The sequence below is a fragment of the Streptococcaceae bacterium ESL0687 genome, assembly GCA_029392475.1.
Classification (GTDB): domain Bacteria; phylum Bacillota; class Bacilli; order Lactobacillales; family Streptococcaceae; genus Floricoccus.
In genome coordinates this window covers 516,017-532,048 of record CP113940.1, presented here as the reverse complement: position 1 = coordinate 532,048, position 16,032 = coordinate 516,017, and the positions used below count along the sequence as shown (strand labels likewise).

The 16,032-nt window shown below is 38.4% G+C and carries 13 protein-coding genes; all 13 read right to left on the bottom strand.

What is annotated here, in order from left to right:
• Window positions 1–46: 46 nt before the first annotated feature.
• Entirely contained in the window at window positions 47–2,026 is a 1,980-nt protein-coding gene (locus tag OZX60_02750; GenBank protein ID WEV45665.1) for a peptide ABC transporter substrate-binding protein, read from the bottom strand.
• Between the two features lie 142 nt (window positions 2,027–2,168).
• Window positions 2,169–3,182, bottom strand: a complete 1,014-nt coding sequence (locus OZX60_02745) for a diacylglycerol kinase (protein WEV45664.1) — start codon at window positions 3,180–3,182, stop codon at window positions 2,169–2,171.
• An 18-nt stretch (window positions 3,183–3,200) separates the two neighbouring features.
• The gene (gene ligA / locus OZX60_02740; protein ID WEV45663.1) at window positions 3,201–5,177 is read right to left on the bottom strand and encodes an NAD-dependent DNA ligase LigA; all 1,977 of its coding nucleotides are present in this window, start codon (window positions 5,175–5,177) and stop codon (window positions 3,201–3,203) included.
• A 75-nt stretch (window positions 5,178–5,252) separates the two neighbouring features.
• On the bottom strand, window positions 5,253–6,587 hold the full coding sequence (locus tag OZX60_02735; protein WEV45662.1) for an MATE family efflux transporter: 1,335 nt from the start codon (window positions 6,585–6,587) through the stop codon (window positions 5,253–5,255).
• 76 nt (window positions 6,588–6,663) lie between these two features.
• Window positions 6,664–7,986, bottom strand: coding sequence for an aminopeptidase C (locus tag OZX60_02730; protein ID WEV45661.1), 1,323 nt, complete (start codon window positions 7,984–7,986; stop codon window positions 6,664–6,666).
• A gap of 84 nt (window positions 7,987–8,070) precedes the next feature.
• Window positions 8,071–8,676 (bottom strand): nicotinate-nucleotide adenylyltransferase, encoded by a 606-nt coding sequence (locus OZX60_02725; protein ID WEV45660.1) that lies wholly within the window; start codon window positions 8,674–8,676, stop codon window positions 8,071–8,073.
• The gene (gene nadE / locus OZX60_02720) at window positions 8,677–9,504 is read right to left on the bottom strand and encodes an ammonia-dependent NAD(+) synthetase (GenBank protein ID WEV45659.1); all 828 of its coding nucleotides are present in this window, start codon (window positions 9,502–9,504) and stop codon (window positions 8,677–8,679) included.
• A gap of 1 nt (window position 9,505) precedes the next feature.
• On the bottom strand, window positions 9,506–10,978 hold the full coding sequence (locus tag OZX60_02715; protein WEV45658.1) for a nicotinate phosphoribosyltransferase: 1,473 nt from the start codon (window positions 10,976–10,978) through the stop codon (window positions 9,506–9,508).
• Window positions 10,979–11,080: 102 nt separating this feature from the next.
• The gene (locus OZX60_02710; protein WEV45657.1) at window positions 11,081–11,764 is read right to left on the bottom strand and encodes a 5'-methylthioadenosine/adenosylhomocysteine nucleosidase; all 684 of its coding nucleotides are present in this window, start codon (window positions 11,762–11,764) and stop codon (window positions 11,081–11,083) included.
• 9 nt (window positions 11,765–11,773) lie between these two features.
• Complete coding sequence (gene macP / locus OZX60_02705; GenBank protein WEV45656.1) at window positions 11,774–12,046, bottom strand: cell wall synthase accessory phosphoprotein MacP; 273 nt, start codon at window positions 12,044–12,046, stop codon at window positions 11,774–11,776.
• 17 nt (window positions 12,047–12,063) lie between these two features.
• On the bottom strand, window positions 12,064–12,621 hold the full coding sequence (locus tag OZX60_02700; protein ID WEV45655.1) for an NUDIX hydrolase: 558 nt from the start codon (window positions 12,619–12,621) through the stop codon (window positions 12,064–12,066).
• Window positions 12,622–12,629: 8 nt separating this feature from the next.
• Complete coding sequence (gene glmU, locus OZX60_02695; protein ID WEV45654.1) at window positions 12,630–14,009, bottom strand: bifunctional UDP-N-acetylglucosamine diphosphorylase/glucosamine-1-phosphate N-acetyltransferase GlmU; 1,380 nt, start codon at window positions 14,007–14,009, stop codon at window positions 12,630–12,632.
• 184 nt (window positions 14,010–14,193) lie between these two features.
• Complete coding sequence (locus OZX60_02690) at window positions 14,194–15,762, bottom strand: DEAD/DEAH box helicase (GenBank protein ID WEV45653.1); 1,569 nt, start codon at window positions 15,760–15,762, stop codon at window positions 14,194–14,196.
• Between the last annotated feature and the right edge of the window lie 270 nt (window positions 15,763–16,032).

Sequence of the window (16,032 nt, the reverse complement as noted above, 5' to 3'; positions counted from 1 at the left end):
ATTGTACCAAATTGATAAAACCAAAATCTGCGGATAAGAGTATATCTTATTTTACTGCTTCTTTAGAGCGTTTTTCTACTTCTTCTTTCCAAGTTTTCAATGCTTTGTTGTACTCTTCAGCGGTTACTGTGTCTTTACCAACTTTTAGATACTTGAATGAGTAAGCAGTAGATCCGATACCATTTGAGTTGATACCTGTAAATGGTACTGTGCGACGAATTGATGCTGAACCACCATCTGACATGATTGGAATGATGATTGAGTTATCTAGTAACCAAGATTCAGCTTCAGCGTAAGCTTCATAACGTTTGTCTGTGTTGTCATAGATAGCTGCTGCAGTATCAAGTAAGTCTTGGTACTTAGCAAAGTCAAGAGCTTTCTTAGCTGCAACACCTTTATCCTCACCTTTAAGAGTCACTTCACTGTCAAGACCTAGGTTACGGAAGACGTCCCCTGATTTAGGTGAGAAGATATTTAGATAAGTTGATGGATCAGCATAGTCAGGTCCCCAACCAGTAATTGCAAAGTCATAGTCAGCTTCAGCTGCAGTCTTGAATGAGAATGTAGCTTGAGTATATGGGTCTTTTGCAAGTGGGATAATGTTGAATGTTACTTCATTTTTCAGAGTAGATTCAATTGAGTTTTTAAGTGAAGCATAAGCTTTTTTACCAATTTCGTTTGTTTCATTAACTGGAGCATCGATAATAATTGGGTTAGCTGCGCTCACTTCAATGCCTTCAGCTTTAAGTGCTTCTTTTGCTTTATTGAATGCTTCAACAGCTTTTTCAGTGTTGAAGGTTCCATTTTCTTGTTGAGCAACTGACAGACCTTTCCATACACTAGAACGTTTTTCAAGGTCAGTTTGAACTGTATCACCAAAGTTTTTACCAGCAATTGTTACAAAATCACTTGGAACAAGACTTGATCTAATCATGTTCTTAGCCCCGTCCTCACCATTGTATTGGGCAGTGTATTTAGTTTTGTCAATTGAGAAAGTAATCGCATTACGGAAGTCTTTATTAAGAAGGGCTTTCTTAGTTTCTTCTTTTTGCTGATCAGTTTTCTTAGAATTAGTAAAGTTTTGACGGTTGTAGTTGAATGCTCCGTAGTAGGTGCTTGCTCCTTGCTCTGTCCAAATGACGTCTTTTGTATCAACGCTTGTAAAGTAAGGCATTGTTGGGTAAAGAGATGCCGAGTCGTACTTACCATCCTTAAACCCATCGTATAATGAATCTGGTTTTGATCCATCATAGTAAGTCCATTTTACAGAATCAACGTGGACATTATCCTTATCCCAGTAAGTTGGGTTAGACTTGTAAGTGATTTCTGATTTATCAGTCATGCTTGACAAGATAAATGGTCCATTGTAAAGAAGTGAATCTGCAGAAAGTCCACCGAATTTATCACCTTTAGATTTCAAGAACTCTTCGTTAATTGGGTTTAAGATACCATAAGTAGTTTTTGAATTCCAAAATGATTCAGGATTGTTTAGCTCATAAGTAAGAGTCATGGCGTCATCATCAGCCTTGATACCCACTTTAGAGAAATCTTTTTCCTTACCTGAAGCATAATCAGCTAGCCCTTTAACTGAGTCAGCAACGATGTAAAGAGCTTCTGATTCAGAGTCAGCAGCATGTTTTAGCCCTGTAACCCAGTCAGAAGGTTTAACTTCTGCATATTCATTTCCTTCAGAATCAACCCACTTAACATTTTTACGAATGTGATAAGTATAAGTTTTTCCATCTTCTGAAACTTCCCATTTCTCAGCAAGAGCAGGAACTAATTGGCGGTACTGATCATAAGATAAAAGTCCTTCAACAAAGTTAGCTGTGTGCTCTGATGTATATCTTTGCATAGCTACCGTATAGTCAAGAGTCTTAGGATCACTTGTATAGTATGTTTTTAGTTCTTTAGCAAGGTTCTTGTCTGATGTTGAACTTTTGCTATCTTTGTTTCCACATGCCGTGAAAGTTCCCAGTGCTGCAACGGATAACAATCCGAAACCTAAAAGCTTAGCTTTTTTCATTCATAAATCTCCTTTATTGTTATTAATTAAATCAGAATTTCCCGTCGTTTTTGAACTTTCTGACAATTTAATCTACTTCCTTAGTATACAATTTTTTTATGTGGTTTGTAAAGTATTTTGCTATAAAAAAAAATTTATATTGCTATAAATCTTTTTTATTATCTAAATTTTCTGTTGCCTCAATGATTTTTGCTGAAACAACTTCCCTAATGATTTCCATATCATCACCCAAGTAGTTGTCATCAGATATTTCATCTACATTAGCATGCATTTCAATATGATTTTTTAAATTTTTAAGGACTACAGGAGCGTCCCCTCCGTACTCTCCGTCAAGATTTATCATCATCCGGTCGCGACTTAGAACTTCAATCCCAAGTTTACTGGTCTTAATATATTCAATCCGGTCATCTTCAAGATGTTTGCCGCCATTAATAACTAATCCGATTAAATGAATTAATTCAAAAAGATTAGCTGTCTTAACAATAATTAAGGTAAAGAGGCCATCGTCCAGCTTGGCATCTGGTGCTATTTGCTCAAAACCACCAACTGAATTGGTTAGGGCTGCAAAAAACATGGAAATTTCCCCTTCAAAAACTCCCTCATCATGCTCCATGCGAACAGGGACTAATTTCATTTGGGGTAGAAGCTCCACTCCCTTGGTTAAATAGGCCAAATAACCAAAGACAGTTTTAAGCTGACTTGGAACACTATAGGTTAATTCTGTTAAGGTACCTCCTGCAGCAATATTCATAAAATAAGTATCTTCACCCTTAAGACCAATGTCCATGTTAAGGGTCTGATTTTTTCCAATTACCTTAGCAGCCTCAATAGGGTTATTCCGCGGAATTTTCAAGGCCCTTGCAAAATCATTGGTTGTACCGGCAGGAATAATAGCCATTTTAGGTCTATTTTCTAGGGGTGAGATTCCATTTACCACCTCATTAATGGTACCATCTCCACCTGCAGCAATTATTAGATCAAAGCCCGCAAGAGCTGCTCTTTTTGCTTCCTTTAGGGCTGACTTGGGGCTTGGTTTGGTAGCAAAGGCACTAGTTTCATAACCAAAGCCCTCTAGGATTTCCAAAATCTCAGCCACATTTCCCTTCATAATCTCCTTACCACTGGTTGGATTATAAATCAATCTTGCTTTCTTCATTACATACTTCCCGCTTTATTATAATTTTAAAAGGTCGTCTTCAGACCAAATTTCAACACCCAATTCCTGTGCTTTAGTAAGCTTACTTCCAGCATCACTTCCAGCCACTAGATAATCTGTTTTTTTAGATACACTACCGGTAACCTTGCCTCCCAGGGACTCAATCTTTTCCTTGGCACTAGCCCTTGTAAACTCCTTAAGTTTTCCAGTTAAAACTAGCGTTTTCCCTGATAGAATACCGCTTTCAGGTACTTTTTCACCCAGATAAAGGAGATTTACATCAACATCCCTTAATTCCTTAATTAGGTTTTGAACTTGTTCGTTGGCAAAATAAGTAACCACAGAAGTCGCAATAACATGTCCGATACCTGGAATTTCTGCTATTTCATCAACAGAAGCTTTACCTATGGCTTCCATGCTTGAAAAATGTTGGGCTAAAATCTTACCCGCCTTGGCTCCGACATGGCGGATACCCAGACCAAAGATTAATTTTTCAAGGGAATTTTCCTTGGAATTTTGGATGGCCCTATAAATTTTATCTGCCGACTTTTCCTTAACCTTATCAAGGGTCATCAAATCATTTGGTGTAAGCTTGTAAAGATCAGCCACATCTCCGACAAGTCCTTTTTCAAAAAGTTGATTAATGACAGCTGGACCAAGTCCCACAATATTCATAGCAGCACGGCTAGCAAAGTGAGTAAGACCTTCTTTTATTTGAGCAGGGCACATGGGGTTAATACAGCGAAGGGCTACCTCTTCCTCCAAGTGAACAAGTTGCGACTGGCAAACTGGACAAAGACTTGGAATTTCGATGGGAAAAATTTCCCTAGAAGCTCTAGCATCAAAAATAACCCTTAGAACAGCGGGGATAATATCACCCGCCTTATAGATTACAACTCGGTCATTAAGGTGAATATCTTTTTCCTTAATATAATCGACATTATGGAGAGTGGCCCGACTTACAGTTGTTTGAGCTAGTTGAACGGGCGTCATATTGGCTGTTGGGGTTACAACTCCTGTCCGTCCAACCGTCCAGTCAACACTTAAAATTTCAGTCTCCGCAAGTTCTGCCGGAAACTTATAAGCAATCGCCCATTTTGGTGCCTTAACGGTAAATCCTAGAGCTTCCTGCTCCCTTAAATCATCAACCTTAATAACTACCCCGTCAATATCATAGGCAAGTTTACCGCGCATCTTAGCTACCTCTTCAATAAAGGCCCAAACCTCATCAATCGACTTGGCATGAATTCGGTCTTCATTAACAACAAAACCTAGTTTCTCTAGGTATTCTAAAACCTTTTCCTGGCTACCGTGAGTTGCAGGACTTGCTTCCTGGTATAAGAAGGTAGCAAGTTTTCTTTCAGCAACAACTCTTGTATCAAGTTGTCTTAAAGTTCCAGCTGCAGCATTCCTTGGATTGGCAAAGGTTGTTTCTCCTCTAAGGGCCCGCTCTTCATTAAGTTTATTAAATGACTTCCTAGGCATGTAGGCCTCACCACGAACAGTAATATCAACAGGTTCTGTAAGTACTAATGGAACATCATGAATTCTTTTTACCTGCTCAGTAATATTTTCACCGATACTTCCGTCTCCCCTGGTTGCCGCAACAACAAGAGATCCCTTCTCATAAACTAGGGATAAGGATAGACCATCAATCTTTAATTCACAGATATAATTTGGATTTTCAACTACCTTGCGAACTCTTTTATCAAAGTCTTCGATTTCTTCCAAGGAAAAGGCATCTTGGAGGCTATAAAGTTGATACTGGTGCTGGTACTTTTCAAATTTTGACAAAACTAAACCGCCAGTCCGGTGGCTTGGCGAATTGTCTTGAATTAAATCTTCGTGCTTGTTTTCAAGGTCAACAAGCTCCCTGTAAAGGCGGTCATACTCACTATCTTCTACACTTGGATTATCTAAGGTATAGTAATCATAAGCGTATTTATTTAAGAGCTCAACTAGCTCTTTTATTCTCTCTTCTACTTTATTATTCATCCTTCAATTCTACCATAAATATACTAGTAATTCACAGGGAAAACTAGTTGTAAAATTCCTTCCTTTAATCATTTTTTAAAGTTCTTGTAGGCTAGTTATTTTATTGATTTTATTGATATAAGTTCTTTTTAAAAGGCCATATCTAAAGATATTATCGATTAAAGTAGCTAGCCAAACTCCTAGGAGTTCAAGTCCTAAAAGGCTGCCTAAAACATAAGCCAAACCGATTCTTATAAACCACATGCCAATACTTGTTGCATAAAAGGGAGTTTTTACGTCTCCCATAGCTTGAAGACTTGCCGTATAAATCAAAACCGCACTTACGACAGGTTCAGAGATAAAAGAAATAAAAAGAACAATCATCGAAGCCTTGATGACTTGCGGATCACTTGTAAAAAGACTGTTTAAGTAGGAACCAGAAAAATAAATCATAGCTCCTAGGAGAGTCGAAATTAGACTTGTGACTACTACTCCTGATCTAGTCAGAGCTTTAATCTGTGTCCTGTTTTTTTCTCCGTATTCATGGGCCACTAGGATTGAAATTCCTGTCGCCATCCCAAAGGCTGGAAGATAGTTGTAGCTGGTAATGGTTTCTCCGATGGAGTTCCCAACAAAAACCTGATTACCATAGGCTATTACTATTGCAAAGATGACTAAATCCCCCATCCGCATGGTCAATCTCTCCCCCATAATTGGTAGGGATTTTAAAAAGATGGGCCCTAGAGGAAGTTTTGAAAAGAGGGCTTTAAAGTCAATCCTAACTGCAGTTTTTTGGATTTTTAAAAATAAAAGGGCAACTCCTATAAAACGAGCAAGGCTGGTGCCTAGAGCTGAACCTACTATACCAAGGGCTGGTATACCCATGAAACCAAAAATAAGGAGGTAATTAAAAATTAAATTTAAGAGGTTAACAATTAGATTGACATAAAGGGGGCTCTTGCTGTCCCCAGTTGATCTAATCATTCCGGCTAGGACCGTTAATAAAACCATGGCTATACTGCTGCCACCAGTAATTCTAAAAAAGACCAGACCATTATCAAGAATTTCGCCCCTTGCTCCCAAAAAAGAAAGAAAATTCCCGGCAAAAATAAGGGACACAAGACCCATAAAAATTCCAAATAAAATGGATAATTTGAGACTTGCAGCAACTGCTTGGGATATTTTTTTGTCAGCACGATTTTCACTGGCCCCTAAATTAGCTGATAGGGTAGTTGAAATGGCAACCGTTAGGGCAATAAAAATAGCCTGATAAATGGCTATGAGACCATTTGAAATACTAACCGCTCCAACTGCTACTAAAGATATTTTTGAAATCAAAATTGAATCTACAAAGCCAAGGCTGGTTTGTAGGATATTTTCAAGAATGGCAGGGAGGGAAAAGCTTAAAAGTTTCTTTGTATTTTCATTCATAATCATATGATAACAAATTTTTGCCAAATGGACTTATGAAAGCAAAATAAAAAGAAGGCTAGGCCTTCTTTTTTTCTTATGCTAAAGCTCCCATAGGATCCCATGCTTTTAGGACAAGAGGCTCTGCCTCATAGGCTTTTAATTCTTCTTCAGTTAGAAGATCTTTTCGAACAACGATTTGGTAGGTATACTCATCCATCCAAGCATCACTTGCAACGAAGTATCCCTTGTCACCAACCTTGTCACCCCAAGAATTTTCAATCTTCCATTTAAGGGAATTACCATTTTCATCCAAGTCCACACCTGTAATAACCATGGCATGAGTCATTAGTGATTCAGAGTAGTTCAAACGTCCTGCTTTTGTTTGAGTAAAATCAAGATCAAGGGCTCCTTTGAAATCATAGGTATCTAGAGCCATAATTCCTGCCTTACGGTCTGAAAATTGGCCTACATCACAACCAAACCAGACTGTTTCTCCCTGTTGCATTTGGCTGATTGCTAGTTCTTTGAAACGATTCATTTCAACATTTAAATGGCGAACATCACGAGAACCTACAACATTTCCAAGAAACTCAACTGTGTAACTTCTGTTATAAGGTTTGTCTTCAGTTGGTGCATTAATAATACTTACATAATCATCAAGATTAAGACCTACAAATTTATCGTAAAATTCCTTAGGACTCACACCCTCTAATTTATGGAATTCGTTATTTTTATCCCTATATTCAAAATCAAAAGTTTTTGGAGGTAAACCTAAACTTGTAGCCAAAAGAGTAAAGACTTCTTCTAAAAGTTCTTCTTTTTTAGCAATAGTATCTCCACCTTCACGCGCTACTTGACGCAAGATTTCAGCATCTTGACGTAGAAGCTTATTTAGATATTGGTTAAGCTCACGAGAAGCACTTGAAGAGATTGACTCTGGATAGATGGCTTTGGGAACAACACCATATTTTTGGAAGATAGCAACAACCATATCCCATTGTCCTCCGTCTTGTTGAGGAGTATCAAGTAGGAAACGAACATTACGATCTTCTAAATCTTCTGATGCAGTCGCAAGAATATTGTCAAAGAACCAGTTAGATTTTTCATACTTATCCCAAAAGAAGGTATGTGCTTGCGAAAGCTCAAAATTGTCAAGTTTATAATCAGTTAAGATTTTATGACGGAAAGTATTTAAAGCCGCAAACATCCAACAACGACCACTTTGTTTTTGGTTGGTTATTGGGTCTGATGTAAGATCAAGTGAAAAGACTGGTAGATTTTCTACCTGAGCCTTACGAGTTTCTAAAGATTTAAGCAGTCCGTTACTAGTAAGGGCATTTTCCATGGCCTGGTACTTTACATTTGATTGATAATTTTCATATAATTTTTCAGTAAAATTTGTTGTTAATTCAGTCATATACTCTCCTTCTATAATGTAGGTCCTCTATAGCACCTAATGGCTACAATTATACTCTTTTATATAAAAAAATACAGACTTAATTCATTTTTTATGAACTTTTTTCTTGTAAAGTTCGTTTTTCTCAATATATTTCAGAACATTTTCAGGAATTATGAAATTAGGTCTGATTCCCTGGCCTATCTTCTCCCTAATATAAGAAGAAGATATATCAAGATAAGGCAAGTCAACCCAAACTACTGGATAAGGATTTTCCTTGGAAGGTATTTGATTATTTTTAGGGGAACTTCTTCTTACGGCAACAAAAGTAACCAGTTCAATAAGTTCATCAATCTTATGCCATTTTGGTAAATAATCGACCATATCTTCACCAATAATAAAGAAATAGTCAACGTCAGGATTGATTTTCAGTAAATTTTTCATGGTCTCATAACTATAAGAAACACCGCCCCGCTCAATTTCTACAAGTTCAAGCTTCAGCTGGGGATAATTTTCAAGGGCTAGTTCCAGCATCTTAACCCTGTGACCTACTTCAATGGTTTCCTTTTTATCAACATGAGGCGGAATAGCTTCAGGCATCAGATATACCTCTGCTAGACCAAGAGAATTTTTAACCTGGTCGGCCATAAATAGATGGGCATTGTGGACCGGATTAAAATTTCCCCCTAAAATTCCAACTCTTTTTTTCATCTAATTCTTCCAGAAATCGTCAAAAATTGTCACTGGTAGATGGCGCTTGTGTTGTCCTTTTTTCCACCAATTTTCAATAATTTTTTGAGCCTCAGGAGATACCTTCTTCCCTTCAGTATAGTCGTCGATTTGATCATAACTAACACCTAGAGCCACCTCGTCAGCTAGACCAGGCTTGTTATCTTCAAGGTCAGCTGTTGGAACTTTTTCATAAAGACTAGAATCTGCCTGGAGATACTTCAAAAGAGCCTTACCCTGTCTTTTATTAAGGCGGAAAATTGGTAAAATATCAGCTCCTCCATCCCCGTATTTGGTGAAAAATCCTGTAATATTTTCAGCAGCATGGTCTGTTCCAATAACAGCACCTGACTTCTGACCAGCAACCGCATATTGACTAATCATCCTTTGGCGGGCCTTTATATTTCCTTTAACAAAATCAGAAACCTCAATTCCAGCATCAGCCAAAGCCTTTACCTGACCATCAACTGCATCTTTGATATTAATGGTATAAAGAATATCTGGTTGGATAAAATTAAGCGATTTTTGGGCGTCAGCCTCATCAGCCTGAATGCCGTAAGGAAGTCTTATGGCAATAAACTGATAGCTTGAATCACCCGTTTCCTGCCTAAGTTCATCAATGGATAGCTGGGCTAGACGTCCACAAAGGGTCGAATCCTGCCCCCCTGAAATTCCGAGAACTAAGGTCTTTAAAAAAGGTTGTTCCCTTAAATAAGATTTTAAAAAGTCAATTGATTTCCTAACTTCTTCTGCCGGGTCAATAACTGGTTTAACCTTTAACTCTTCAATAATTTCTTCCTGTAAAGTCATCTTATTCTTTCTCCTTTATATTTCTTTGAACTTGACCTCTAACCTCTTCAATCAAATTCATCTTCCTGTCCCAAATTTCTTGTGACAAATCAACTGGATAATCTGCTGGATTTAAAAGCCTCTTATATTCATCCCATAATTTCCCAAGTTCTTCTTCAGCATAGGCCTTGATTTCCTTTAAATCAGGTAGCTCATAAACCAAGCGACCATCCCTAAAGATTTCTACTAAAAGAGGAACTGCCTTGAAGTCAACTAGGGTTTTATTTATATATGTATAAGTCGGGTGAAACATATAAATCTCATCCAGTTCTGCCACTTTTTCAGATGTACCACTTATATAGTCACCCTCTGATTTACCCCTTTTATTGCTAGTAATTCGCCAAACCTGCTTCTTACCAGGAGTTGATACCTTCTCTGCATTGTTGGAAAGTTTTATCCGGTCTTCTAAAATTCCGTCCTCTCCTTCAAAGGCCACAAGCTTATAAACTGCTCCAAGGGCCGGTTGGTCATAGGCTGTTATTAGCTTGGTTCCAACTCCCCAAACATCAATTTTTGCATTCTGCATCTTTAAATTTAAGATGGTATTTTCATCCAAATCATTTGAAGCATAGATTTTTGCCTGCTCAAAACCTGCTGCATCAAGCTGCTTGCGAACTTCTTTGGAAAGATAGGCCATGTCTCCTGAGTCTATCCTCACACCTAGAAAATTAATCTCATCTCCCAGTTCACGAGCCACCCTAATAGCTGCAGGTACCCCAATTGATAAAGTATCAAAAGTATCAACTAAAAAAACGCAATCCTTGTGGGTTTTGGCATAGGCCTTAAAAGCCTCATAGTCACTGCCGTAGGCTTGTACCAGGGAATGGGCATGGGTGCCACTTGTTTTAATGCCAAATAATTTTCCAGCACGGACATTGCTGGTCGCATCAGCTCCACCAATAACCGCAGCCCGTGCTCCCCAAAGGGCTGCATCCATCTCCTGGGCCCTTCTTGTTCCAAATTCAAGAAGAAGGTCATCACCAATAACTGATCTAATTCTTGCAGCCTTTGTTGCAACTAAAGTTTGGAAGTTAATGATATTTAAGATAGCTGTCTCAATCAATTGGCACTGGGCAATGGGACCTTCAACCTGAAAAATAGGCTCATTTGGAAAAACTAAATCCCCCTCCCGAGCGCTATTTACCGTACAGGTAAATTTCATACATCTCAAGTAGTTCAAGAATTTTCTTGAATAGCCCAAATCTTCAAGATAGGCCAAATCTTTTTTAGTAAATTTAAGATTATTCAAATAATCTACGATTCTTTCAAGCCCTGCAAAAACGGCATAACCATTTTCAAAGGGTAATTTTCTAAAATAAACCTCAAAAACGGCTCTCTTTTCAGAAATCCCCATTTCAAAATAGGTCTCCATCATATTGATTTGATAGAGGTCTGTATGAAGAGCTAATCCGTCATCATTTTTTGATGTGTACATAATTCTTTCCTTTTCTCTTTACCATAAAATTCTTTATGAATGTCTAAAATTTCACATTTACTATTATAACCTTTTTAAAATAAAAAAAGTAGAACCTTGGCTCTACTTCATCTTTTTTAATAAATCTAGGATAACTTGGGCCGATTTTTTACCAGCTTCGATGATAAATTCATCAAAACTTATGCTGGCTTCTTCATTTCCAGTATCACTTATGGCCCTTAAGATAACAAAGGGTTTATTTAAATTATGGGCTGCTTGAGCAATACTTGCCCCTTCCATTTCAACTGCTAAAACTTGTGGAAAATGATCCTTAATTTGATTAATCTTTTCCTGACTTGAAATAAAGCTGTCGCCACTTGTAATAAGACCAACTTTAGCCTTATCTTCAGTTACATTTTTCAACTGGGATACAAAGTACTTGCTTGATTCATAATAAAGCTCTTGACCAGCCATTTGCCCGTAAGCATAACCAAAGGCTGTAACATCGACATCATTATAGGCAAGACGATCTCCAATGACCAAATCTCCGACCTTGAGGTCACCGCCAATTCCTCCGGCTGAACCTGTATTGATAATTGCATCAACCTTGAATCTATCTACTAAGATTCCAACAGCAAGGGCACTCATGACTTTTCCAATCCCTGATTTTACAAGGACCACCTCATGGCGGCCAAGAACACCTTCATAGTAAACATTTCCGTGAACCATAGCCTTTTGGCTTGATTCCAAATTTTCTGTCAGAAGGCGAAGCTCCTCGTCCATGGCAGCAATTATTCCAATTTTCATTCTTACTCCTTATAACTTAAAAACAGCAAAGGCCAGGAGAGAAATTAAAATAATTAAAATGAGAATCCATTTATTAATATTTTTATTTCTTTCACTTCTTTTTGCATTTTCAATTCTGCGACTCTTATGAACCTGTTTTTTTTGCAGGTCACGCTCAAGCTTATCGTATTTTCTAATAAGCTTAGTATCATCCTTCATCTCTTCTTTAATCTGATGGTCTAGGCGTTTTTCCTTATCTTTGTATTCTCGTATAATCTCATCCGTTAAAATGGGCTTAGGCAAGACTAACCTCCCTGTTATTAATTTTTATTTAACTCCCAGTATTGGATGGCAATAATTGTCTTAGCATCAGCTATTTGCCCATTAGCTATCAGCTCCTTACATTCTTCCAAACTGAAATATTCTAATTCTAAGACCTCATCCTCATCTTGAGGGCGAGGGTTTTCAACCTTGATCAAATCATCTGCTAGATAAAGATACAATTTTTCATTGCAAAATCCCGGAGCAGTATAAAAGGCTGAAATTAATTTGATGTCTTGGCAGGTAAAACCTGTCTCCTCTTCAAGTTCACGAAGGGCAGCGCCCTTTAGATCTTTCTTTTCACCAGCCTCAAGTTTTCCTGCAGGAATCTCATAGATTACCTCTTCAAGGGCCTTTCTAAACTGACGAACAAGGATAACCTTCTGATCTTTAGTGATTGGTAAAAGAGCAACTCCCCCAGGGTGAAAGACAAGTTCACGGCGAGAAGTTCCAAGGCCTTGGGGTAATTCTACCTCATCAACCTTAACATCAATAATGTGCCCCTTAAAAATATCAGTTCTTTTAAGGGTCTTTTCTTCGAAATCTTTAAACTCCATACCTACACCTAGTCCTTTAAATTTTTATAATGAGGTAATTTTTTAGCTGCTCCGTGCTTGTCAACTTGACGGGCACGACCGATTGCTACTGTGTCTTGAGGAACATCTGAGGTTATTGTTGAACCTGCAGCTGTTAGACTATTACTTCCAATATAGATTGGTGCAACAAGAGTTGAGTTACTTCCAATGAAGGCATTATTTTCAATTTCTGTGCGGTACTTGTTTTTTCCGTCGTAATTAACTGTTATGGTTCCTGCGCCAAAGTTTACATTTTCACCCACAGTGGCATTACCAATGTAGGTTAAATGACCTGCTTTTGTACCAGCACCTAGAGTTGAACCCTTAACCTCAACAAAGTTTCCAATGTGAACATTTTCGTGAAGGATGGTACCTGGACGTAAGTGACCATAAGGACCAATATTTGAACCTTCTTCCATGACACTTTCTTCAACTGTTGAGTTACGAATTTCAACATGATTACGGATAATTGAATCTTCAACCCGGCTACCATTAGTAATTAGGACATGTGAACCAACTTCTGTTCTTCCTTTAAGAACAACATTTGCTTCAATGACTGTATCGGCTTTGATGATAACGTCTGAATCAATGTAGGTTGTTTCAGGTGAAATAAGAGAAACACCGTTAATCATATGCTTATTATTAATTCTTGTACGCATGATTTTTTCTGCCTGGGCAAGGGCAACTCGGTCATTTACTCCTAAACTTTCATCAAAATCTTCTAAGGTATAGGCTGAAACCTTTTGATCAGCCTTTTTAAAGATTTCAATAACATCTGTTAAATAATACTCACCTTGAGCATTGTCACTGTTAATTTTAGTAAGGGCATCAAAGAGGGCCTTATTATCAAAAAGGTAAGTTCCTGTATTAATCTCAGGGACTAATTTTTCTTCAGCACTGGCGTCTTTTTGTTCAACAATCTTAGCTACCTGACCATTATCACGAATGATGCGTCCATAGCCTGTTGGGTCATCAGCAAGAGCAGTTAAAATGGTAGCTGTTGCTCCTTCTGCTTGGTGATAGTTGAAAAGATCCTCGAGGGTTTGACCAGTAATTAGCGGAGTATCTCCTGCAATTACTAGGGTCACTCCTTCTTCTTGATCAAGCAAAGGAGCAGCCATCTGAACCGCATGACCTGTTCCAAGTTGTTCGTCCTGGCGTACACTTTCTGGCTGATTATCCAGACTAGCAAGAACATCTTCTGACCTATGACCAACAACTAAAACTTCCATGTCTGGATTTATACTTGAAACAGCCTGACGGACATGGTCAAGCATTGTCTTTCCTGTAACCTCGTGAAGAACCTTAGGTAAATCTGACTTCATTCGAGTCCCTTTACCTGCAGCTAAAATAATTGCAAATTTCTTCATTGATAATATCTCCTAGAATTTATTTTCTGTGAATATTTTACCATAATTACAGGGATTAGCCAAAAGCTCTGGTTTTAAGTAGTTAGTTCCTTAGATTATTATAACAGGTATACGATTAGATAAACTTACAATTTTGTAAGGTCTACATGTAAAAAACTAGCACCCTAGGGCACTAGTTATTTTCTTATTTGTCACCACGGTTACGCATTACGAAACCAGCTTTTTTCTCTTGTCCTTTAGGATGAGCTTTTTTCTTGTCGTTTTGGTAGTAACCTTTTTTCTTGTTATCGCTATTGCGGTCGTTACGGTTACGGTCGCGGTCATTACGATCACCACGTCCCTTGTAACCACCACGACGGTTACCGCCACGGTTGTTTCCGCGGTTTCCACCACGTCCACCACCTTTACCAGAACCATTGTTAAATGGAAGTGGTTTTTCAGCAGCAATCTCAACCTTAGGTTGGTTGTCAGGATCTTTAACCTTAGCCTTAAGAAGTAGGGCTACAAGTTCTTCTGCAGAGTATTCTGCAAGAAGTTTTTCAGCATCTTGATCAAACTTACCAAGTCCTGAAACAACTTTTTCGTCAGCAAGGTCGCGTTTGATTTCATCAAATGCTACTGAAAGGCTGGCCTTGTATGCTTCTTCTTTTGTTGGCGGACGCATACCAGTCATTTCTTTTTTAGTAAGTTTTTCGATGGCTTTCAGGTAACCCATTTCGTTATTTGTAACGAAAGTAATTGATTGACCTGATTTACCAGCACGACCAGTACGTCCGATACGGTGAACGTATGACTCTTGATCTTGAGTGATATCGTAGTTGTAAACGTGAGTTACACCTGAGATATCAAGTCCACGGGCAGCAACGTCAGTTGCAACCAGGATATCAAGATTGTCATTTTTGAAGTCACGAAGAACGCTCATACGTTTTTGTTGGGCAAGGTCTCCGTGGATTCCTTCAGCGCGGTATCCTAGAAGTTTAAGTCCACGAGTTAGCTCGTCAACACGGCGTTTAGTACGTCCGAAGATGATTGCAAGCTCAGGACGTTCAACGTCAAGAAGGCGAGTAAGGACATCGAATTTTTCGAATTCTTTTGTGCGGATGTAGAACTGCTCGATGTTGTCAGCAGTCATTTCCTTAGCAGCTACCTTGATGTGTTCAGGGTTGCTCATGAATTTAACACCGATACGTTTGATGGCATCAGGCATTGTAGCTGAGAAAAGAAGGGTTTGACGTTCGTTTGGAACAGCCTTGATGATGTCTTCGATATCTTCAAGGAATCCCATGTTTAGCATTTCATCTGCCTCATCAAGAACCAGTACTTTAACCTGGTCAAGTTTAAGGGCACGACGGCGGATAAGGTCAAGAAGACGTCCTGGAGTTCCCACAACGATGTGAGTTCCAGACTTAAGTCCCTTGATTTGTTTTTCGATGCTTGATCCACCGTAAACTGAACGAACCTTAACACCTTTTTCACGACCAAAACGGAAAAGTTCTTCCTGTGATTGAACAGCAAGCTCACGAGTTGGGGCAATAACTAGCGCTTGGATTCCACCGTTGACGTCAATTCTGTCAAGAGTTGGAAGACCAAAAGCTGCTGTTTTCCCAGTCCCTGTTTGAGCTTGTCCGATAACATCGCGTCCTGCGATTGCTAGAGGGATAGTTCCTTCTTGGATTGGTGATGGTGTTTCAAAACCGGCTTTTTCGATAGCTGATAGAATGTCTTCTGACAATCCTAATTCATTAAATTTCATTAAATCTCCATTCAAATATGTGGAGTTTTCGGTTATTTATAGTTTTTTATAATAGTTTTTCATAAAGTGCTAGGAGTTGAAGTTCTTCATATCCTGCATATAATCAGACATCCAACCTGCGAAAGATTGGGTATCATTATCGTTTCTTTTAAAATCGTTCCTGAGTAGATTCTACTCTTACAAAAAACTTGTTGCATTTTAAGCAAGCAAGCCCAAAACGCTAAATCCAAATACTCCATCGAGTTATAATTACCTCAATCAGGTAACTTT